Genomic DNA, 21,363 nt, shown 5'->3' on the forward strand with positions numbered 1-21,363 from the left:
AACCAATTTCCAGGATTGTTCCATTGCTTAATAAAAATAACTTAAAACAGATTCATGTAAATTTGTTTCGACAGCTGAATAATTTGTTTTTATAGGTCGACACAGTAGAACATTAAAAGGAATTGGGTTCTTAAATGATTTCTCTACATAATCCTCGCTATTTAAATAGCGGCCAATCGGTGAAGGTAAGATAGCAATTGTATCTGAGTAACGTGTGGTTTCAATTAGAAAATCCCACGAGGAAGACGTGAAAATAATCTCTGCCTTTGACTGTTGTTTTTTAAACGTTCGTTTAACTAAATCGTTGGTCACAAATGATTCATTAAATGTAGCGATTGGGTAATTATCAATTTCTGTCCAATTGATTTTATTCTTTTTACTTAAATCATGAGTCGATGACATAAAAGCTGTCAATTCGTCAATTTGAATTACATGCTCTTCATAGGCTTTCGGGTCAAGGTTCGTTGGTTCAATCAATACGACATAATCTAAATCTTTTTGCAAAAACATCCTTCTCAACTCATTACAGCCATCTTCTACAATCTCAATTTTAATTTCCGGGTTTTCTACGATGAATTTAGAGAAGAAGTTGGAAAAGAAAACACGTAGAATCAAAGAAGGCACACCAAGACGGATCGTCCCTTTTTGTTTGGATGATTCTTTGCGAATCATATTTTTCATTTCACCATGCATTTTTAAAATATCTAAAGCATACTTGTATAACTTAATGCCACTTGGCGTCATTTCTTCTAGTCTTCCATTTTTACGATAAAAGAGACTTAATTCTTCATCTTTTTCAAAGTTAGTGATCATTTGGCTTAAAGCTGATTGCGAGATATGAATTTTTTTGGCTGCTAACGATAAATTGCAACCGCATTCAACAATATTGATAAAATAATTCAATTGTGTAATATCCAATTCCTGCTATTCCCCTTTTTCTTTTGATTATTTCTTTTGGGACCAGTTTATATCATAATAACTATTTATATCTATGTATAGAATACCATGGTTAAGGATGTTTATGCAAAAGTAGACAAAAAAACTCAGAAAACAAGGATCAATGATCCCGTTTTCTGAGTTTTTAGTAGCACTTAAACAAATGCACCTACACCGGTCAAATATCTACCAACAATTAATGCGTTGATTTCATGTGTTCCTTCGTAAGAGTAAATAGCTTCTGCATCTGCAAAGAAACGTGCAACATCTGTTTCTAGCGTGATCCCATTTCCACCTACTACTTCACGAGCTAATGCGACAGTTTCACGCATGCGTAATGCATTGTGCATTTTAGCCATTGATGAATTAACTTCGCGATAATTGCCTTCTTCTTGCATTTGAGCTAAACGTACAGAGAAACTTAAATTAGCCGTTACGTTTGCTTGCATGATAGACAATTTTTCTTGAACCAATTGGAATGATCCTAAATTCTTGCCAAATTGTTCGCGTTGTTTGACGTAACGTAAAGCAGCTTCAAACGCACCTGCTGTTAATCCTGTCGCCAAATGCGAGATATCTGCACGCGTAATACGTAGAATACCTGCTACATCTTTAAATGAATTCACATTTTGTAATCTACGGTCTTCTCCAACTTTAACGTTTGTAAATGTAATATGCCCATTTTGTGTCATTCGAAGTGAAGTTTTCCCTTCGATTTTTTGAACATGTACCCCTTCAGCTTTACCAGGAATCATGAAGGCTTTAACTTTTCCATCCACTTCATCACGAGCAAACACAGCCATTTCGTCTGCTGATCCAGCTCCACCGATCCAACGTTTTTCTCCATTGATGATCCAAGTATCGCCTTCTTTACGTGCAGTAGTTGCTAATCCTCCAGCAATGTCTGAACCGTGTTCGGGTTCGGTTAAAGCAAAGCAACCTTGAATCTCATAAGAAGCTGTTTTTTCAGCCCAGCGTTCGATTTGTTCATCATTTCCGCCTTGTAACAAGGTTGCATAGAATAATCCACCATGAACTGTGTAAAATGTTGCGATAGAAGCATCTAGTTTAGCTAACTCAAAATATCTAAAAACATTGTATAATTCGCTTGGTTTACGTTTATCTTTACGACCTTCAAATAATAACGGATTGTCCATCATCCTTACTTTTTTGATTTTTTCAAAAGCTTCAAAAGGAAACTCTGCTTTTTCCCAATATTCACTTAATACTGGACGTAAATGGATTTCAAGTGCCTCACGTAATTCTTTTAAAACTGTTAATTCTCCATCTGTTAAAGCGCTTGAATACTCATATAGATCTGATGGGTAAAAAGTAGCTAAATCAACTGGTCTTTCTTTCGTCATGGTGTTCATCATTTTAACCGCCCCTTAATTCGTTAGTTTTTTAATTGGTTTTCTTTTTATTTAAACCGCTTACAAATTTAAATTTAAGCCATTTTAAATTTCCAGTCTACTTATCATAAATTATAGAAGGTATAAGAAGAACTTAACACTCCTCTCAAAACCTATATTTTAATGCTTTTCTTTAAAAATAATTTTAGTTTTTTTAATAAATGACAAAAATAAAAACACTATCCAAAAACTGATTCTTACAATCAGCTATTAAATAGTGTTGTTTGATTTAGGTAAATGTAATATATGCTGGTTTACTTCGTTTCAATGAATCCACTACATTTTTTCCGGTCTCGTCCCATTCAATCATGCGATAATACGCGTCATGATAAAAAATGAATTTATAATGATTTTCATACGCTTCTTTCATCCATTTTTCTTTACTGAATATAGATGTCATTGGATAGTCATCGTAAGCTAAGACCCATAAAGGATTTTGATGTGCATGTGTTGGCATAATATCTGCCATATGCAGCAATGTTTCATTTTCTTGAGTCAATTTGATCACAGCATGTCCGTCACTATGGCCTCCAGTGTGGATCATCTCAATTCCCGGTACGACTTCAAGCGATTCCTGATACGTAATAAATTGATTCTGAACAGGCTCCCAATTTTCTTTCCAATACGTGCTTTTGGAGCGAATATTTGGATTTCTCATCTCATCCCATTCAATTTCATTAACGTAAATGTCCGCATTTGGAAAAGTAGAAACAAGTTCCTCATTTTCCAAATGTGTTAGTCCGCCTGCATGATCAAAATGCAGATGGGTCATCAATACGACATGGATATCGGCCACTGTCATTCCCAATTCTGCCAAACTTTTTTCTATTTTGGTTTCTTCCACAACTCCATAATTGCGTCGTTGCTTATCGGATAATTTCCCTTGTCCTACTCCAGCATCAATCAAATAATTCTTATTTTGATATTGAATCAGAATCGAATCGGTTGGTAACTCAATTTGATTTTTTTCATTGACTGGATATTTGCGTGACCATAACGGCTTAGGAACGACACCAAACATTGCTCCTCCGTCCATAGATGTTATTCCACCATCCATCCACGTTAACCTCATATCATGAAATACTAAACTATCCATTTTTGCCCTCCTTTTATAAAAAAGCGTTCCCACTTATTCCCAGTAGATTATACGCATCCTTTTTTATTTATTCAAAGAAAAAAAATATTTAGCAAAAAAAACAGTTTCAAAGTTTTTACTTCGAAACTGTTTCAAGAGATATTTTTAACGTTTGATTCCTAATATATCTTCCTTTGCATGAATCAATTGAGTAATCAATTGACTATATGGTGCTTCAAATCCTTTAACTTCAGCTTGTTTTGCGACTTCACCATTCAAAAAATCGATTTCAGTTAGACGTTTATTTTTTAAATCTTGGTGCATAGAAGGGTAATGTTCGCCAACTTTTTCAGCTGTTCCTTTTAAATAATTTACAGTTTCTTCAACGTCTATATGTACGCCTTCAGTTTCTGCAACTCGAGAAAATTCGCTGACAATTTCTTTATTTAATTGTTCAATTTGAGAAGTTTCAAATAATTCTTTGATATTGCAGTCTAACAATGAGCAAAGAGCATTCATTGTCCCATTCACACAAGCTTTTCTCCAAGTTGTAAAGTTAACGTTTTGACTGTAGACACCATTTAACCCACAATCTGCCATCATTTTTACAACTTCACGAGTACCTTCTGCTTCATTTGCATCACTATTTTGAACTTCAACTGGACCTTCTCCCATAAAATGTGTTTTACCTGGAGCGTCTATTCCTCCAGTCCATAAGGTTGTTCCCATAATAATATTTTTTTGAGGAATGTATTCTGAAATGGTTTTCGCATGACCTAGCCCATTTAGCAAGCACACCACTTTTGTATCTTCAGTTAACATATGCTTAATTTTTTCTAACATTTCTCTTAATCCCATTGATTTAGTAAAAATAAAGACAGTATCAAATGTATCTTTAATTTCTTCTGGCTTACCTATCGGGATGATTACATTATCTTCTTTCCCATTCACTGTAACGGATAACCCTTTTTCCTTAATAGCCTTGATATGATCTTCCCAGAAATCGATTAATGCAACATCATTTCCATTTTTTTGCATCATATAACCAAATCCGCATCCTAAAGCTCCAGAACCTGCAATTGCTATTTTCATTCTAAAATTCCTCCGTTTTTATCATTGTCTATTAATTAATTTGAAGCTGGGATAAATTTAAAGATTTCATCTTCATAAATGTGTAAGAATTTGTTACATATCCTATCAATAATGAATCCACCAACGAAAGGTATTATAAAGTAAGCTAATATTACATTAAGCAAACCAGTTCCCATATTAAAGGCTTGAATAGGTCCAACTAATCCTACAATTCCAAATCCAGCTGTTTGTGGAGTACCATGAATCGTTAGGATATACACACCTATACCTGAGACAACAGCATTCATAACTACTGGAATCATTATTTTTGGATGTTTGATTAAATTAGGAATCATCATTTTCATAGCTCCGAGTAAAATAGCCAATGTTGTTCCGGATTGATTGATTCTCAAAGACCCGATTACCAAAATCGCTGTACAAGCCGTAACGCCCACTGCAGCAGCCCCTGCTCCTAATCCAGCAACACCAATTGCAATTCCGATTGCTACTGTTGAAATTGGTGAAATAATTAAAATTGAGAATGCTACAGAAATCAAAATAACCATCAATAACGGTTGTAGAGTTGTAAAGCTATTGATTACTTCTCCAATTGAAGAAGTAATCATACCAACATATGGCAACATGATTAGTCCAATCGTCCCCACACCAGCACCAACGATAATTGGCATAAGAATCAACGTCAACGAACCCAGTCGACTTTGCAACAAACGTGTAACAAAAACTGCTATAGCGGAAACCAGCATTACATTAATCAAATCTCCAATACCAACTAGTTGAACACCCGCTTCGGTAACTTTATAAGCACCAGATCCTAAGAAAGCTGCTGCACCAACAATGACACTTTCCATTCCATTCATTTTAAATTGTGTTGCTACAAGAACTCCAATAATAGCTGGTGTGATGAATTGCATAATTGTTACTACACTTGACAATAGTACAAATATAGAACCATAAGGAATAAGTGCTTTAAAGACTGATCCCAATATTGCATTGGCAATTAGCCCAATAACGATTCCCGATGCTGTTCCTCCTAAAACTTTGTTCAAATAATCTTTACCAGTATATTTTACTCTTTCTTCCATCAAACTCAACCTTTCTTCTTTCATTAAATGAATAGATAATGAAATTTTATTTGTTTGTTCAAAAATTCACTAATTTTTTTACTAGTTAAATTTATCACAAATTAAATATTGTTTCAAGTTTATTTCCATTGTATTTAATGATAACTTTTTATATTAACTAGTACTCATTTCTTCTATCCCTATGCTTGTCTGTTTTAAAAAATTTTTAAATTCAGGTTTTAAAAACGTTTAGAAATAACTACTCTACCTTTTCATACATTTTAACCTAACATATTTTCCTGATTAGTTATACTATTACATTTCCATTTTTATTTGTTAATTAATTATCAAACTATGTATAATTCAGTATAAGAAAAATATAAAATTCCTTATATCTCCTCTTGATAGTGTATAGTTAAATATTTACATTTTCATTATTTTTCTATGTTGATTAAAGTTAAAAAGTAATAATAGAAAGAAATTGAATCAGAATACAAAATCAGAGACTGGAACTATTGTCCCAGCCTCTACAAACTAAAAGAATTAGTATATATTCAAATGAGTATCCATTGTTTATTATTCTGTTAGCTTCTTTTGTTTTACAAAAATTCTCATTAACCTTATTTGGTTAAATAATCTTCTAATTCTTCTGAAACTCCATACTGGTTTTGTAAATCTTGAAAAGTTTCAGGTGGAAAACCATAAATTTCTTCATACATTTTAATCATTAATTGACCAGAAAAGATATTTGCTTCTCTTTCAAGTGTTCCTTTTCCATTTCTTTGAGTTGTATAGTAGGCACTTAGCTGTTCATGCTCAATTGCATGATACAACTCATGAGCCAATACAAAAAATCGTTCGTTTTCTTCCATTAATTGCTCATTCAATAAAATAATTGTCTCATCTTTGAATCTTACCGTTTCTCCTTTTGGTGTTTCCCCAAAAGGAACAAAAAGAACATCAATCCCTTTACTTTCTGCTAAAACAAACGGATCATAGGTTTTAAACTCTTTATATAACTGTTGAATTAAGTCATACCACTTTTCAAACATTTAATCCCTTCTTTTTTTCATTCTATCCCAAAAAACAGCGGCCAAAACATCCTGTACGCGTTGTTTGTCTTCTTCCGTCAAATCTTCTCCACCATAAGCCATATGAACATTATCATTTAACATCTCTTCTAAATCAATTAAATCTTCTGGAGTTGCCCATTTTGGGACATCACGACCTAAAAGATAATCTGTCGAAACTTGAAAATAATCAGCTAATTTATTAAGTGTTTTATTATCCGGTTCTCTCGTACCTTGTTCATAGTTGGCATAGGTTGTTCGGGCCACTTCTAGAATACGAGCCATATCTTCTTGGGTTAAGCGTCTTTCTTTTCTTAATCCCCTTAATTTGTAAATATCCATAGTACACCTCTATTACTATTTTATATCTCTATATTACACGAAACGAAACTAAATTAAAATATTTTTACATTTAACGAGTATAGTTTATTGACTAATAACAGCGTGAGTAGTACTATCTAATTACACAATACGAGTATAAAAATAAAAAAAACTGGAATTAAAGATATCTAATATTAATTACGCGAAAAAAGTACTCGTTAAGTGTAATTAAAAAAAGGAGCGATATTATGAATTCTACTATTTTAAGTATTTTTTACGAAGCCATCATACCCTATGCAGATGCCTACGTATACCTTCTGATTATTACTATCTTTGTCGATTTTTTTACGGATATCATCAGTTCATATTTATCAAATAGAACCGCAAAATTAACTCATGTCATTAATAGAAAAAGAGTAATAAAAGACGGACTAGTTATTGTACTTGTTTTAACATTTTACATTTATTGTTCTATATTTGAATTCCATTCATATTCTCGACTTATCATCTCTTTTTATATTGCTCATTATGGAATATCCGTCCTTGAAAATTTAACTGCAATGGGTATTCCCGTACCTGAATTTATAAAAAAGAATATAGATAAATTTAAATAGCCTTTTTTTAATACTTGATCTTTACGTTGCTTCAAGGTTTACACTCAATCTAGGTTAAGCTGATTAGAAAGGAGGATAATTAGTGGAATATACTATAAATGATTTAATTCGCATAGTTGGTGGGAACAAACGGACTCTTCTGCTTATAAGGTTTCGCTTTTTATTTCAAATTATTTGTTCATATTTCCGAAAAATAAAAGATGTTCTTTTAACTTTTATAGTATTTTGGTAAACTAACGGAAAAGATAAATAGATTTAAAAAATAAAAAAAGGAGAGAATTATTTGGACAGAAAATACATAAAAGGGCTTGCAAGAGATACCTTAAAACAGCACTTTTTCATTATAGTATTAGTCACTATTGTTCCCAATATACTTGATATTTATGGCGTATTATCAGAAGACGATTCATCTATTTTTACTAGTTTTATTGTTTCACTGATTGTCAGTATTCTTGTTTCTTCCCTTTCACCTTTTATTGACACAATCATCTTGAAACTTAATCGACATGAAGCTGTTTCTTTTCAAAAAGATATAGCAGAAGCAGTAAAAAATCATAGTACCCGTTATATCTTAACTATGTGGCTAAGAGAAATCTCTATCTTATTTTGGTCTCTATTCTTAATTATACCTGGTATATATAAGTCCTACTCTTATTCTCTTGTTTCTTATCTATTGGTAGACAATGAAGATATAAGTTATAAAGAGGCACTTTCTAAAAGTGAAGAGTTAATGGAAGGTTTCAAGATGGATTGGTTTATAATGGATTTATCCTTTCTTCTTTGGGATATTTTAGCATTATTCACATTTGGCATACCTTATATCTGGTTAACACCCTACAAATGGACAGTTTATGCTAAGTTTTATGATGAACGTATGAAATTATTAGCAAATGTTAACGTTTCTATCGCATAGAAGTTATTTAAACCCATTAACTAATCTATGGATAAAGTTACTAAAACAAAAAGAGCTAAACTTCCTTAAAACGGAAGTTAGCTCTTTTTGTTTACTAATCCTTTAACTTTATTTATTAGTTATGTGACGAAAATGTACCTATTGGCAATTGATCGTTCAATAATTCATCTGATGGATCCAAATCTCTTTTTTGCTTTTTACCAGTTTCCCAATAAAGTACTATTATACCTAGTGTTAAAATTGTACTTAAGATATACGTTAATGTGCTCAATCCCATGCCGAAGCCAATTGGTTCACTAAATATATAAACGACACAAGCATAAAGCATGAATATTCCTGGAAGAAGCGTCACAAAGTAATTTTTATTTTTCAAATACAGGTAACGTGTTGAGACTAATAAAGAAATTACTGCCGTAACTTGATTTGCCCAATTGAAATATCTCCATAAGCTATTAAAATCAACTTGCGTTAGAATTAAAGAAATAATGTATAAAGGAATGGTCACCATTAATACCTTCTTCAGTGTATCTTGTTTAATATGCAAGTAATCTGCAGTTATTGTTCGTAAACTTCTAAACGCAGAAAGCCCTGAAGAAATTGGCAACACAATTACCCCAATAATTGCAACTGTCCCAAATACACTGCCAAGCAACATATAAGATACTTGGTTGACTACAAGAGAAGGAGTCCCATTATTAATCATTTGGCTAAGGGTCTGTCCATCAAATAAAGACATAGAAGCTGCTGCCCAGATCATTGCAATTACACCTTCAGCAATCATCATGCCATAAAAAGTAAAGCGTCCTTCTTTTTCATTTTTAGATGTTCTTGAAACCATTGGCGCTTGTGTAGCATGGAAACCAGATAAAGCTCCACAAGAAATGGTGAAGAATAGCGCAGGAAAAATTGGTGTACCTTCTGGATTGAAATTTTGCATCGTACTTGGTGTTAAGTTTGGAATAGTGTGACCACCAAAAATTAAACTTAATCCAATAGCTAATGTACTAATAATCAAAATAGCACCAAAATAAGGATAAACAACTCCCATTGCTTTATCGATTGGCAAAATAGTTGAAATTAGATAATAAAGAAAAATCAATCCAATAATTACCCCTAAAGTTAACCAATTGGGGGTAATACTTTCAATCAAGTTAGCTGGTGAAGTAACAAAAACAGTACCGACTAACATCAAAAGAAGCATAGAAAAAATATTCACGACATGTTTTACTGGTTTTCCTAAGTATTTGCTGGCTAATTCCGGTAAATGGGCGCCATCATTCCGTAAAGAAATCATGCCTAACATATAATCATGGACTGCCCCTCCTAGAATACAACCTACAATAATCCAAATATAAGCAACCGGTCCATAAAGCGCTCCCATTATTGGTCCGAATATAGGTCCCGTTCCTGCAATATTTAATAACTGAATAATAGCATTTTTCGATTTAGACATAGGTACAAAATCATAGCCGTCTTTTAATGCTTCTGCAGGGGTTGTACGATCCGGATCGATCCCAAAATTCTTTTCAATATACTTTCCATAACTAAAATACCCTAAAATTAATAACGCAATACCACCCAACAATGTACTCATATTACTTTACCTCCTTATAGTATTAAATAAAAAATCCATTTTATAATAGCCCTACTGTACTATAAAAAATGAGGTTTAAGATTCATTTTAAGCCGACATAGCAAAACTGCAGGCTAAAATGCTCGCCTGCAGTTCTCAAATTCATCAATTAATAAGCCATTACAACCCTACTTCTTCTTTAAATTGCTTCATATAGTGTCTGCTCACAGGAATTTTAGCTTGATTACTCATCGTAACAAGAAATGTGTGGTTAAACCACGGTTGTATTTCTAGGATTTCTTTCACGTTAAGTAAGTAGGAACGATGCACACGTAAAAAGGCATGTCCGTTTACTTTTTCTTCATAAGCATTTAACGGTTCATTTGTAATGTAGTCTTTTTCAATTGTGTAAATAGTTGTGATGCCATTATCCACAGCAACTGCAATAATGTCGTCGATTTTAACAATATAAATGCGTTCATCCATTTGAATGGGAATCGTCTTCAAGCATTCTGGATTATTCTCTTGCAAATGAATCTGTTCTTTTTGATAACTAACCCACGCCTTTTGCACAGCGTGCTGAATTCGAGACAACTCAAATGGTTTTAAAACATAGTCCGTTGCATTTAACTCAAATGCTTTGATTGCATATTCATCATAAGCTGTCGCAAAAATAATCATAGGAGGCCTTTTTAACTGATTGATTTTATTTGCTAACGTCAGACCACTTTCACTGGTCAAATGAATATCTAAAAAAATTAAATCAATTTCATGTAGCAGCATTTTTTCTAAAGCTTCCTCAATAGATTCAGCTTCAATGATTGTTGTAATTCCTGCACAGCGTTCCAATAAATAGGCCAATTCATCTCTAGCTAAAGGTTCATCATCCACTATTAAAGTATGCATGATTATCCCTCCTTTCCTTGATAAGGTATTTTACAAGAAACAGTGGTTCCTTGCTTTGAAGACTCGAAGTTCAATTGAGCTCTTTCTCCGAATAAACTGATAAGCCGCTTATTTAAATTTTCTAAAGCTGAACCGGTCCCCTTTTCAGACGGAACACTTTCTTTGCCTAATTGTCCAATCCTATCCTCTTCTATTCCATATCCATTATCTTGTACACTAACAAAAATTTCATGGCCTATCTTATTGACTGTTACTTGAACACGATTATCCACTTTACGACTTTTAAATGCATGTTTGAATGCATTTTCTACCAATATTTGAATAACAAACGGAGGCAATAGTATATTTTTTAATCCATTTTCTATGTTCCAGTCGACTTGATAACGATCTGGAAAACGTGCTTGTTCCAAGTTCATATAAGCTTCTACTTGAAGGAGTTCTTTTTCTAAAGGAATCACATTCGTTCTGGCTCCTTGCAAATTTGACCGAAAAAAGGTACTCAGTTGCAGTAGCATGTCACGCGCTTTTTCACTATCTACACGAATCAGTGCCGAAATGGTATTAATCGTATTAAAGAAAAAGTGCGGATTTACTTGAGCTTGTAACGATTTAATCTCTGCATCTTGTAAGAGCTGGCTTTGCAATTCCATTTCTCCAAGCTCAATTTGACTGGAAAATATAGTTGCTAGACCTTCTGCTAATTGCCTTTCGACAAAGGTCAACTTTGAAGCATCAGTGAAATATAATTTTAGCGTTCCAATCGTTTCCTCCTTGATTTTTAACGGAATAACGATGGCTGCTTCTAGTGGACAGCCTGGATAATCACACCCAATTTCTTCATGAGAATGTGCTTCTTTAATTTCTCCAGTTCGTAAAACTTCTTTAGATAAGCTAGTTACTATTTTTTTAGAAGGAAAATGATGATTACTGGCTGCACCAACATGTGCCAAAATACTATCTTTGTTGGTAATGCTAACGGCTGAAACTTTGATTAACCTTTGAATGATTTTTGCTGCTTGTGTGCAAGACTCTTCATTCATGCCTGAACGAAAGTAAGGCATCGTTTCATTAGCTAATTGGAAAACGTCATGCGTTTGGACAGCTCTTGTTTGTTCTTCTTGCCGCAATGTTGAATCCATAATCGATAAGAAAATTCCAGTACCCATACTATTCGTCAATATCATTGGCAACATAATAAATTGCACTAGGTCTATTGACTCTTGAAATCGTGTACTGAGAAAAATGATACTGATCATTTGAATGCCTTCCATTGCTGCACCAATGGCAAGACCCTCTCCAACTTTTGGATATGTATTTTTCCGGATAGATTTTAACCCATATAACCCGGAAAATAAGCCAACTAAAATTGAAGACATCACATAGATATACGCATCCATTCCGCCTTGGAGATAGCGTACAGTACCTGAAATAATACCCACACTCATACCTATAATCGGCCCTCCTATCAAACCTGCTACGCCAATCGTTAACACACGGGTATTCGCCAAAGAAGAATGAGGTGATAAATCAGAAAACGGTTCATCAATCATAATCTGATTGCCATGAATTTCTATCCCAGTAAAGTTAGAAATGATAGCAAATATTCCAAACACTATAATCAGCTGAACCATCGTACTTACTTTTCTTCGATTTCCTAAAAGGTTTTTAAAATAAGGGATATTCATTAATATATAGGCCAAAATAATAATTAATCCGCCACGTTCAAGCATTAAAATAAATAAGTTGAACATCTTTTCACTTCCTATAGTTTGATGCCTTTAGTTTACCTTACAAAAACTAGTTATGCACACAAATAAATAGAGCTCTACATCATTTGATGCAAAGCTCTGGTATCTTATTTATTTTATTGCTCATCTTTTTTATATTCTAAAATATCTCCTGGATGACAATCTAATGCTTTGCAGATCGCCTCTAAAGTTGAAAATCGAATAGCTTTTGCTTTCCCATTTTTCAATATAGAAAGGTTCGCCATCGTAATACCTACTTTATTTGAAAGTTCTGTTACGCTCATTTTGCGTTTGGCCAACATCACATCAACATTAATTATAATTGCCATATTACTCACCTCAGATCAGACTATTAAATCATTTTCTTTTTTTATATCAATGGCTTCTTGTAACAGTCTTTGAAGAACTGCTGCAAAGACTGTGATAATAAACGATGCAAAGACTGGAACCATTCCGATTAAAACAAGCCCAGGTGCATCATCCATTTGAGCTACACCAAAAACAAATGGCATCATTCCCACATATAAACCACAGATTATTAAAGCACAAAACTTGATATTTTTAAGCGCTTTAACACATAGATCAGAAAACGCTTGGTTCCTATCAATATGAGTTAACAGTTTAAAAGCTTGATATAAAGCAATAAAAAACGGTATGGCAGATACATAGATACCAATTACAATAGGGTAGAGTAATTGATCATAATTTGGATTTGCCGGATTTCTCATTAACCAAATAAATCCAACTATACTCAAAAAAAGAACAGGAAGACCGATTAAAATTAACGCTGCTTTTAAAAAAATTGTTGTACCTCGTTTCATAAATAAAGCCTCCCTTACTTAATATAACAATTATCTTAGCACCTTATTTATTGATTATCAATAAATAAATATTATTTTAAGATATATTTAAATTGTTAGACACTTTTTAACATATTAAAATTAGTAGACTCTTATATAACGACTACTAGTTTCAAGTAATCAGCAGTTTATAATAGAAATTTGACTCTTCCAATTGTAAAATATATAGTTAAATAAGGATTAGGTAAGCGGTATTCCTTTTAACTTATTTTACATAATAATTACTCATAACTATAATGAGATACCAATTCTAAAATATAATTATTTTAGGGGGATAAAATAGAAACTTTTCGGATTATTTGTCAAAAATTGATAATATTGAAAATCGAAAACGAATAGAAGAAGTACTGAATTGGGTATTAAAGACTTTCCCTAGCTTGAAACCAAGAGTTGCATGGAATCAGCCTATTTTTACCGATCCAGTGGAACAGTCCGCTTGATTTCGCATTACTTGAAAAAATAATCGAATTCAATATTTCAGATAAAGCAAATTGCGCAAATTTTTGACGTAAATAAATTCAAGAGTTTCCTCAGACTCAACTTCTGATACCTTATTGACTAATATAGATGGCTATATTTACTATCCTTAGCTTTTTTTTTTAAGTTACTAATAAAATAAATACTGTTTATCATTATACTATTCTGGAAATGGCTACTGATTCAACTATTTACCTAAATAACATGTAGCTGGAAATAGAAAATTACATCTTAACCACTCTATTATTCTGATTTACCCTCTATGTAAACCAATAGGTGCTAAAAGCAACCAATAGTTGATAGTCAACAACCGTTATTTTCGGTATGATAGAAAAAAATCATCAAAAAGGAGAACACATATGGCCCTAGGTGAACGCTTGAAAGAAAGTAGAGTGAACAAAGGATTTTCGCAAGGAGATGTTGCTGAACATTTACAAATTTCAAGACAATCTATTTCAAAATGGGAAACCGGCAATGGTTATCCAGATTTAGATAATTTAGTTAAATTAAGTGTGTATTATGAAGTTTCAATTGATGATTTGCTTAAAGAAAATCAAAAACTTAAAAATAAAATACATGAAAATGAAGTTAAGATTGAAGAAAATCATCAAAAATTAGATTTTATTCGTGGATTTATTGAAAAAGATGAGGGCCTGTTATTATTAACCATTGCTTTTATTGGATGTTTGATTCCTCCATTAGGTTTTCTTGTGGCTCCAGTTGTAATCAAACGAAATAAACAAACAAACACACTGTATAAGTTTGTTTACTTAGCGTGTGCTTGTTGTCTATTTGTTAATCTGTTTGCTATTTACAGTGTTGTTGGAGACTACCTAGGATGGGGAACAACCACAGTTGAATACCTTGGCGAATAAACAAAATCTGACTTAATTAATATGTAATAGCAATGCTGCTTCCGGATAGTTTAGCTCTTAAATTTATATAAGATTCTAGACCCAATACTGTTCGTTTTAAATAATAAGTAGCTTGCGTAGAACTATCAACTTTTAAAAGCAAACTTTTAAAGCTTCCAATATAAGCAGTCGCTGAACCAGAGTGAGCTCGAGTAATTTTATTATTGCTTACATCAACTTTATAACTTGCTTTCCATTGTAACGCTCGCTCTTTTGTAATTTTGTATGTACCATTACTAACACTACTTGCTGCTAATAAAAATTGTGGTTCTTTTTCAACTGTAATAGTGTAGATTTCACCTAAATCATTTTCAACTTCAAACTGTTGTAAGCCACCCTTTTCCAAATCATAGCTGACAGTGTTCTCAGTTAAAGCAGTTGTATCTGCAGCTTGTACATCTTTAGCACCAAAACAAAAAATAGTAAAACAACCTAAAATAAAGACTAATTTCTTCAAATAAATCCCTCCAGATAGTTTTTTAATAACAACTATAATATAACAGAAATAATTGTATTGATTAAACTTTTTTTCAAGTGATTATTCTTATACCATTTATGCTGAATTCGGTTAAAATTCATTCTAGATAGGAGGTATTAGTTTGAGCATTTATAGACTACAAGTAGCGAGCATCATTCTTTTAGATATTGGGTGTTTACTCTACTTATTACTATTTTTACATGATTCAACTCTATCTGTATTAGGTATTAAAGAATGGATTAGTTTATTGTTTGTACTAGTTTTTTCAATCTATGCAAAGATTAGTACATTTAAAGAAATAACTGAAAAATAGTTGTTTTAAAGATGAGCAACTCGATAAAAATAATGGAAAGTTTGAGGGAATGAAGTGATCAAATGGAAATACTCTTATATATACTGTTAATTCTTATTAGTTACTCCTTAATATGTACGTTAATAATTTTACTAGTTGTATTATATAAGTTCCTTAAAATAAAGTATCTTTTAAAAAATCTTATAAAGAAACATTTTTGTTCTTTTATTCGAATTATTTAATCCATTTAATTATTTTTAAATAAATCATTAAACGTAACAAACAACCCATGATTACTTTGCATTTTTCGTTTAGGTACAAGTCTACTGTTACTGATAATATCGATTAAAAACCAGATGAAATAAATCCATCTGGTTATCTGCTATTAATTCTTTTTTATATATGGAAAAGTTTTCTGGTCGTCCTCCTATGTTATAAGTGTCAAAGGTAACCATCAATCTGCTATTAATAATTTTGTTACTTTTGCAATGAGCTCTAACAAATCCTTTCATTCGATCTTTCCCTTGTAAGTCATCTGTTTTTGTTATCATTCAAATACGCGTATAACCAAATTACAACAAATGAGCAGTCAGCTTTTCACTTGCTAACGTGTCATCTATCCTTGTCATTGGCGCTTTCAGTTCTTCATATGAAGCATTGATAGACACATATGGTATAACTCTTTATTGCATACGAAACTAGTAGTTTAGATTAGGATTTAATTCCGGCTTTTTGTAGGTTCAACGATTAAACCATCAATATTTTTTTCAATCATCATTTCCAAACTCTTTTTTCATTTTCACTATTATTTTTCGTGCTAGAGAGTAGTAAAGCATAGCTTTTTTACTTAGTTCATCCTCTATCTCTCTGATAATCGAAGGGAATATATAATCAAATAAGTACGTGACAACAACACCTATTAGTTTTTGTGATGTATTTTTTGTTCACCATTTGTGGTAATCGCTTATATTTTTTTATTACTTAGTCATTTATAAAATAGAACTTCATTTAAGCGACCAAAATCTATTTAAGATTAACAAATTACACGTAAAAAATAGGCAGTCAACATTTTTTTGTTGACTTACCTATTCTAGTTATGAAATCTTTGAAAAATGCTTTAGTTCTGCCTATCTTTATTGGATCATCGTCTTCAACTTAGTATAAATGGCTTGCGCATTCAATATTTCATAATCTTCATTATCAATTAGTCTATACGGCACCTTTTTATAATTGAGTAATTCTTCTAACCTTGATATTTCATATCGGGATTGGGGACCCATTAATAAAGCATCAATTTTTTGTTCTTTTAAAATGCTCTCTACAACAATCGCAGGTGCTGAATAAATATGATAATCTTTACCCTCATCTTCTATCAGTTTTTGAATCTTTTTTACAAGTAATCCTGTAGTTATACCTGCTGTACAGATAAGAAGTATTGTTTTATTTTCCAAAAGTCATCCACTCCTAATCCTTATTTGTTAAGTTGCTTTTCTTTTTCTACTGTAAACATCAAACGCAACTGCTAGTAATAATATTAAACCTTTAATAGCTTGTTGCCAGTCGATTCCAATTCCCATAATAGACATTCCGTTATTCAAAATCCCCATTATTAATCCACCTATAACTGCACCAAGTATTGTTCCAATACCGCCGGATGCAGATGCTCCTCCTATATATACCGCTGCAATAGCATCTAATTCAAAACCATTACCAGCATTTGGAGTAGCTGCATTTAAACGAGAAGCTACTAATAAACCAGCTAGTGCAGAGAGAACTCCCATATTAACAAAGATCCAAAAAGTTAGTTTCTTTGTCTTAACACCTGATAATTCAGCAGCTTTCCGATTTCCTCCTATAGCGTATATCTGTCTTCCAAGAGTTGTTTTGGTTGTTAAAAAACCATAAATCATAATTAGAACTGCTAAAAGGACTAGTATAACTGGGTATCCTTTGTATGAAGATAGAACCGCAGTTAATCCCATAATCGAAACAAACATAATGATTACTTTAGTAATAAACCAGATTGTGGATTCTACTTCAAATAAGTTATCTTTTTTTCTTTTACGTGCTTTCCACATATTCCAAACTGCAAGTAATGATAACACCAATCCTATCAAGATAGAGGTTAGATGCAGTTCTCCCCCACCAAGAAAATCGGGAATATAGCCCGAGCTCAATTTAGTGAAAAAAGTTGGAAAAGGTGCAAGAGTTGTACCGCCAAGAATAACTTGCGTTAATCCTCTAAAAGAAAGCAATCCTGCGAGTGTAACAATAAATGCAGGAATACCGATATAGGAGACCCAAAAACCATTCCACGCTCCTATTACTCCACCAAGTAACAAAGAAGCTCCAATAGCTACCATCGGATGCCATTGCCATTGAACCATCATGACAGCAGAGGCAGCTCCAACAAAAGCGACTACCGATCCGACTGATAGGTCTACATCTCCTAATAAAATAACTAGTAACATTCCTATAGCTAACACTAATACATGGCTATTTTGCAGTATCAAGTTGGTGATATTTAATGGCTTCCAAAGGATACCATCTGTTAAAATTTGAAATGCAATTAAGATAGCAATTAAAATAAAAATCATACTGTATTTACTAAGAATATCCAATGCAATGTCTTTAGCTGTTTTTTTCTCTTTATTACTTTCTGGTAATAGTACTTTTTTTCCACTTGTCTCTTCCATTTAAATCATTGCCTCCTCAGCAGTCATCAGTTTCATTAAATCTTCTTGTGTAGCTCCTTCTTTAGGGATGTCACCTGTAAAGCGGCCTTCATTCATTGTATAAATGCGGTCGCACATTCCTAATATCTCAGGTAATTCTGATGAAATAATACAAATCGCTTTTCCAGCTCTGGCCATCTGTTCAATAATAGAATAGATTTCAAATTTTGCTCCTACGTCAATTCCACGAGTAGGTTCATCAAGAAAAAGAATATCCGGCTCAGACATCAACCACTTACCTAGGACAACTTTTTGCTGATTTCCTCCACTTAAACTTCCTACATTTTGATAAATATCTTTCGTTTTTATTCTCATATTATCTCTGTATTTCTCTGCTTCAATAATTTCTTTTTCTTTATCAATAACGCCTTTATTCGAAATTTTAGACAAACTTGCCAATGTAACATTTTCTTTAATATCTTGTAATAAGTTCAACCCATAGTTTTTTCTATCTTCCGAAAGATAAGCAATACGATTTCTAATGGCATCGGATACATTATTGATTTTAATTTCCTTATCATCTTTAATAATTTGTCCACTAATATTAGAACCATAAGATTTACCGAAAACACTCATAGCAAATTCTGTTCTTCCTGCCCCCATCAATCCAGCAATACCGACAATTTCTCCAGATTTAATGTGGAAATCAAGATTATTATTCACTTTTCTGGTTCTATCAAGTGGATGATAGACATTCCAATTTTTCACTTCAAATATTTTATTTCCTATTTTAGGCTCTCTATCAGGATATCTATTCGTAAGATCTCTACCAACCATACCTTTAATAATTCGATTTTCATCAATTTGTTCATTTGATAACGTTTCAATAGATTTTCCATCCCGGATAATAGTTACATTATCTGCAATAGCTGTTATTTCATTTAATTTATGAGAAATTATAATTGATGTTATCCCTTGCTTCTTAAATTCCTTAATAAGTTCTAAAAGATTTGCACTATCATCTTCGTTTAAAGCTGCAGTCGGCTCATCTAGTATTAATAACTGAACATTCTTAGAAAAGGCCTTAGCGATTTCAACTAACTGCTGTTGCCCAACTCCCAATTGCGTAACTAAAGCATTAGGTGAAATGGTTAACCCAACTATATTTAATAAATTAGATGCTTTCTTTTCTGTTATATTCCAATCAATAATTCCCTTTTTTGACTGTTCGTTTCCCAGAAAAATATTTTCTTTCACTGATAAGAATGGAATAAGTGCCAATTCTTGATGAATGATCACAATCCCTTTTTCTTCACTATCGGAAATTGATTTAAATTGGCAAATCTCACCTTTATAAACAATATCTCCAGAGTAATCTCCAAAAGGATAAACACCGCTAAGAATTTTCATAAGAGTAGATTTTCCTGCTCCATTTTCTCCACATAAAGCATGAACTTCCCCTTTTTTTATTTTAAGACTAACGTTGTCTAGGGCTTTAACTCCCGAAAAGTTTTTAGTGATATTTTTCATTTCCAATATAATATCTGACATATAATCCCTCCTAAACTTACATAGAGTTTCTCAAATATGAATAACTTAGAGTTTAAATAATCTGTTATTCATTAATTTCTGCTTCTGTATAGTAATCACTATCAATTAAAGCCTCTTTATAGTTTTTAATATCGACTGAAACCGGTTCTACCGTAAAAGTTGGAACAACTTTTGTCCCATTATCATATGTTTCTGTGTCATTAACTTCTACTTCTTCATCATTTACAATAGCTTCAATCATTTCAATCGTTACAGATGCTAATTCTCTAGTATCTTTAAAAATTGTTTGACTTTGTTCACCTGCTACCATAGATTTGATTGCTGGTAAATTAGCGTCTTGCCCTGTGATAACAGGTAAAGATAAGTCATCAGAACCATAACCCACACCTTTTAATGATGAGATGATTCCTAAACTAATAGGATCGTATGGAGATAAAACAGCATCTAAAGTTTTGTCAGTATAGTTTGCACTCAAAAGGTTATCCATGCGAGACTGTGCAGTTGAACCGTCCCAACGCAACGTTGCAATTTGATTAAACTTAGTTTGTCCACTTGGTACAACTAATTGACCATTATCAAGATAAGGTTTAAACACAGACATTACACCATCAAAGTTAATAACAGCATTATTATCATCAGGAGATCCGCCAAATAATTCTACATTAAAGGGTCCTTCACCATCTTTTAACCCTAGTGCCTCTTCAATATATGATGCACCTAAAACTCCAACTCCAAAGTTATCAAAAGTTGCATAGTAATCTACATTTTCACTATTCATCAGTAATCTATCGTACGCAATAACTTCAATTCCTTCATCTTTTGCTTTTTGTAATACGTCTGTTAGTGCTGAACCATCTACGGAAGCGATTACAAGAACATCCACGCCTTTTGTAATCATATTCTCAATTTGGGAAACTTGATTACCTACAACATCTTCAGCATATTGCAAATCCGTTTTGTATCCTAATTCTTCTAAATTTGTAACCATATTATTCCCGTCATCGATCCAACGTTCCGCTGATTGTGTCGGCATAGAAATACCGATATACGCTTTTGATTCATCCGCTTCAGAACTGCCACATGCTGCTAATAGAAAAACTGATAGAAGCCCTACTAAAGTTAAAACCATTTTTTTCATATTCTTTATAGTCATTATTATTTCTCCTCACTATTTTTTATTTTATATTCTATTATTAAAAATTATCACATTATTAAAAATAATACCTTTATAACTGTACTTAATTACTCCACCACCTTTTAAAATGTAACTATGGATTTTAAAACATAATGATTAAACAGTATATTAATTTAACAATTGCATCTTATTATGTCATTCTAATTTCTCCTACTTTTTATTTTAATAGCGCTTTCATAAAAATATTATAACTTACTTAT

Annotated in this window: 21 protein-coding genes; 4 read left to right on the plus strand and 17 right to left on the minus strand. The window is 32.5% G+C overall.

The genetic code is table 11. From position 1 onward, the window contains the following. Positions 1–27: 27 nt before the first annotated feature. From ACKI3H_RS07450 to ACKI3H_RS07480, 7 genes are all read right to left on the minus strand, one after another. On the minus strand, positions 28–918 hold the full coding sequence (locus tag ACKI3H_RS07450; RefSeq protein WP_407371648.1) for a LysR family transcriptional regulator: 891 nt from the start codon (positions 916–918) through the stop codon (positions 28–30). A 173-nt stretch (positions 919–1,091) separates the two neighbouring features. Further along, the gene (locus ACKI3H_RS07455) at positions 1,092–2,312 is read right to left on the minus strand and encodes an acyl-CoA dehydrogenase family protein (protein ID WP_407371649.1); all 1,221 of its coding nucleotides are present in this window, start codon (positions 2,310–2,312) and stop codon (positions 1,092–1,094) included. A 265-nt stretch (positions 2,313–2,577) separates the two neighbouring features. Further along, on the minus strand, positions 2,578–3,444 hold the full coding sequence (locus tag ACKI3H_RS07460; RefSeq protein ID WP_407371650.1) for an MBL fold metallo-hydrolase: 867 nt from the start codon (positions 3,442–3,444) through the stop codon (positions 2,578–2,580). A gap of 144 nt (positions 3,445–3,588) precedes the next feature. Further along, the gene (locus ACKI3H_RS07465; protein ID WP_407371651.1) at positions 3,589–4,515 is read right to left on the minus strand and encodes a 2-dehydropantoate 2-reductase; all 927 of its coding nucleotides are present in this window, start codon (positions 4,513–4,515) and stop codon (positions 3,589–3,591) included. Positions 4,516–4,550: 35 nt separating this feature from the next. Beyond that, positions 4,551–5,597, minus strand: coding sequence for a PTS transporter subunit IIC (locus ACKI3H_RS07470; protein ID WP_407371652.1), 1,047 nt, complete (start codon positions 5,595–5,597; stop codon positions 4,551–4,553). 599 nt (positions 5,598–6,196) lie between these two features. Beyond that, positions 6,197–6,628, minus strand: coding sequence for an ImmA/IrrE family metallo-endopeptidase (locus ACKI3H_RS07475; protein ID WP_407371653.1), 432 nt, complete (start codon positions 6,626–6,628; stop codon positions 6,197–6,199). Beyond that, complete coding sequence (locus ACKI3H_RS07480; RefSeq protein WP_407371654.1) at positions 6,629–6,988, minus strand: helix-turn-helix domain-containing protein; 360 nt, start codon at positions 6,986–6,988, stop codon at positions 6,629–6,631. A gap of 227 nt (positions 6,989–7,215) precedes the next feature. Here ACKI3H_RS07480 and ACKI3H_RS07485 point away from each other — a divergent pair, with 227 nt between their 5' ends. Both ACKI3H_RS07485 and ACKI3H_RS07490 read left to right on the plus strand, forming a co-directional pair. Continuing rightward, a complete protein-coding gene (locus tag ACKI3H_RS07485; RefSeq protein WP_407371655.1) occupies positions 7,216–7,581 on the plus strand; it encodes a phage holin family protein in 366 nt (121 codons plus the stop codon). Between the two features lie 283 nt (positions 7,582–7,864). Further along, entirely contained in the window at positions 7,865–8,494 is a 630-nt protein-coding gene (locus ACKI3H_RS07490) for a DUF975 family protein (protein ID WP_407371656.1), read from the plus strand. A 115-nt stretch (positions 8,495–8,609) separates the two neighbouring features. Here ACKI3H_RS07490 and ACKI3H_RS07495 read toward each other — a convergent pair whose 3' ends face one another. The 5 genes from ACKI3H_RS07495 to ACKI3H_RS07515 form a co-directional block, all read right to left on the minus strand. Continuing rightward, on the minus strand, positions 8,610–10,088 hold the full coding sequence (locus ACKI3H_RS07495; RefSeq protein ID WP_407371657.1) for a carbon starvation protein A: 1,479 nt from the start codon (positions 10,086–10,088) through the stop codon (positions 8,610–8,612). A 159-nt stretch (positions 10,089–10,247) separates the two neighbouring features. Next, positions 10,248–10,973 (minus strand): LytTR family transcriptional regulator DNA-binding domain-containing protein, encoded by a 726-nt coding sequence (locus tag ACKI3H_RS07500; protein ID WP_407371658.1) that lies wholly within the window; start codon positions 10,971–10,973, stop codon positions 10,248–10,250. A 2-nt stretch (positions 10,974–10,975) separates the two neighbouring features. Beyond that, positions 10,976–12,724 carry a LytS/YhcK type 5TM receptor domain-containing protein gene (locus ACKI3H_RS07505; protein WP_407371659.1) on the minus strand — a complete coding sequence of 583 codons (1,749 nt, stop codon included), beginning with the start codon at positions 12,722–12,724 and terminating at the stop codon, positions 10,976–10,978. 113 nt (positions 12,725–12,837) lie between these two features. Further along, positions 12,838–13,050, minus strand: a complete 213-nt coding sequence (locus ACKI3H_RS07510; RefSeq protein WP_407371660.1) for a helix-turn-helix domain-containing protein — start codon at positions 13,048–13,050, stop codon at positions 12,838–12,840. 15 nt (positions 13,051–13,065) lie between these two features. After that, positions 13,066–13,542 carry a DUF2975 domain-containing protein gene (locus ACKI3H_RS07515; protein ID WP_407371661.1) on the minus strand — a complete coding sequence of 159 codons (477 nt, stop codon included), beginning with the start codon at positions 13,540–13,542 and terminating at the stop codon, positions 13,066–13,068. 875 nt (positions 13,543–14,417) lie between these two features. Between ACKI3H_RS07515 and ACKI3H_RS07520 the strand changes: the two genes are divergently transcribed. Continuing rightward, complete coding sequence (locus ACKI3H_RS07520) at positions 14,418–14,933, plus strand: helix-turn-helix domain-containing protein (protein ID WP_407371662.1); 516 nt, start codon at positions 14,418–14,420, stop codon at positions 14,931–14,933. Positions 14,934–14,949: 16 nt separating this feature from the next. Here the strand turns inward: ACKI3H_RS07520 and ACKI3H_RS07525 are convergent, their stop codons facing one another. Next, positions 14,950–15,429: a DUF5626 family protein gene (locus tag ACKI3H_RS07525; RefSeq protein ID WP_407371663.1), complete on the minus strand. Its 480-nt coding sequence runs from the start codon at positions 15,427–15,429 to the stop codon at positions 14,950–14,952. 142 nt (positions 15,430–15,571) lie between these two features. Here ACKI3H_RS07525 and ACKI3H_RS07530 point away from each other — a divergent pair, with 142 nt between their 5' ends. Next, positions 15,572–15,763, plus strand: coding sequence for a hypothetical protein (locus ACKI3H_RS07530; protein ID WP_407371664.1), 192 nt, complete (start codon positions 15,572–15,574; stop codon positions 15,761–15,763). Between the two features lie 1,112 nt (positions 15,764–16,875). Here the strand turns inward: ACKI3H_RS07530 and ACKI3H_RS07535 are convergent. The 4 genes from ACKI3H_RS07535 to chvE form a co-directional block, all read right to left on the minus strand. After that, positions 16,876–17,193: a PTS sugar transporter subunit IIB gene (locus ACKI3H_RS07535; protein ID WP_407371665.1), complete on the minus strand. Its 318-nt coding sequence runs from the start codon at positions 17,191–17,193 to the stop codon at positions 16,876–16,878. Positions 17,194–17,220: 27 nt separating this feature from the next. Further along, positions 17,221–18,438 carry a multiple monosaccharide ABC transporter permease gene (mmsB, locus tag ACKI3H_RS07540; RefSeq protein ID WP_407371666.1) on the minus strand — a complete coding sequence of 406 codons (1,218 nt, stop codon included), beginning with the start codon at positions 18,436–18,438 and terminating at the stop codon, positions 17,221–17,223. Continuing rightward, the gene (mmsA, locus tag ACKI3H_RS07545; protein ID WP_407371667.1) at positions 18,439–19,968 is read right to left on the minus strand and encodes a multiple monosaccharide ABC transporter ATP-binding protein; all 1,530 of its coding nucleotides are present in this window, start codon (positions 19,966–19,968) and stop codon (positions 18,439–18,441) included. A 64-nt stretch (positions 19,969–20,032) separates the two neighbouring features. Continuing rightward, a complete protein-coding gene (gene chvE, locus ACKI3H_RS07550) occupies positions 20,033–21,115 on the minus strand; it encodes a multiple monosaccharide ABC transporter substrate-binding protein (protein WP_407371954.1) in 1,083 nt (360 codons plus the stop codon). Positions 21,116–21,363: the final 248 nt, after the last annotated feature.

Origin of the sequence: Carnobacterium sp., from assembly GCF_045617425.1 — a bacterium.
GTDB lineage: Bacteria > Bacillota > Bacilli > Lactobacillales > Carnobacteriaceae > Carnobacterium_B.

Bases quoted from the DNA above. Each gene is read 5' to 3' on its own strand.
- ACKI3H_RS07455 (WP_407371649.1), bottom strand. From the start codon at position 2,312: ATGATGAACACCATGACGAAAGAAAGACCAGTTGATTTAGCTACTTTT.
- ACKI3H_RS07460 (WP_407371650.1), bottom strand. From the start codon at position 3,444: ATGGATAGTTTAGTATTTCATGATATGAGGTTAACGTGGATGGATGGT.
- ACKI3H_RS07465 (WP_407371651.1), bottom strand. From the start codon at position 4,515: ATGAAAATAGCAATTGCAGGTTCTGGAGCTTTAGGATGCGGATTTGGT.
- ACKI3H_RS07470 (WP_407371652.1), bottom strand. From the start codon at position 5,597: ATGGAAGAAAGAGTAAAATATACTGGTAAAGATTATTTGAACAAAGTT.
- ACKI3H_RS07475 (WP_407371653.1), bottom strand. From the start codon at position 6,628: ATGTTTGAAAAGTGGTATGACTTAATTCAACAGTTATATAAAGAGTTT.
- ACKI3H_RS07480 (WP_407371654.1), bottom strand. From the start codon at position 6,988: ATGGATATTTACAAATTAAGGGGATTAAGAAAAGAAAGACGCTTAACC.
- ACKI3H_RS07485 (WP_407371655.1), top strand. From the start codon at position 7,216: ATGAATTCTACTATTTTAAGTATTTTTTACGAAGCCATCATACCCTAT.
- ACKI3H_RS07495 (WP_407371657.1), bottom strand. From the start codon at position 10,088: ATGAGTACATTGTTGGGTGGTATTGCGTTATTAATTTTAGGGTATTTT.
- ACKI3H_RS07500 (WP_407371658.1), bottom strand. From the start codon at position 10,973: ATGCATACTTTAATAGTGGATGATGAACCTTTAGCTAGAGATGAATTG.
- ACKI3H_RS07505 (WP_407371659.1), bottom strand. From the start codon at position 12,724: ATGTTCAACTTATTTATTTTAATGCTTGAACGTGGCGGATTAATTATT.
- ACKI3H_RS07510 (WP_407371660.1), bottom strand. From the start codon at position 13,050: ATGGCAATTATAATTAATGTTGATGTGATGTTGGCCAAACGCAAAATG.
- ACKI3H_RS07515 (WP_407371661.1), bottom strand. From the start codon at position 13,542: ATGAAACGAGGTACAACAATTTTTTTAAAAGCAGCGTTAATTTTAATC.
- ACKI3H_RS07520 (WP_407371662.1), top strand. From the start codon at position 14,418: ATGGCCCTAGGTGAACGCTTGAAAGAAAGTAGAGTGAACAAAGGATTT.
- mmsB (WP_407371666.1), bottom strand. From the start codon at position 18,438: ATGGAAGAGACAAGTGGAAAAAAAGTACTATTACCAGAAAGTAATAAA.
- mmsA (WP_407371667.1), bottom strand. From the start codon at position 19,968: ATGTCAGATATTATATTGGAAATGAAAAATATCACTAAAAACTTTTCG.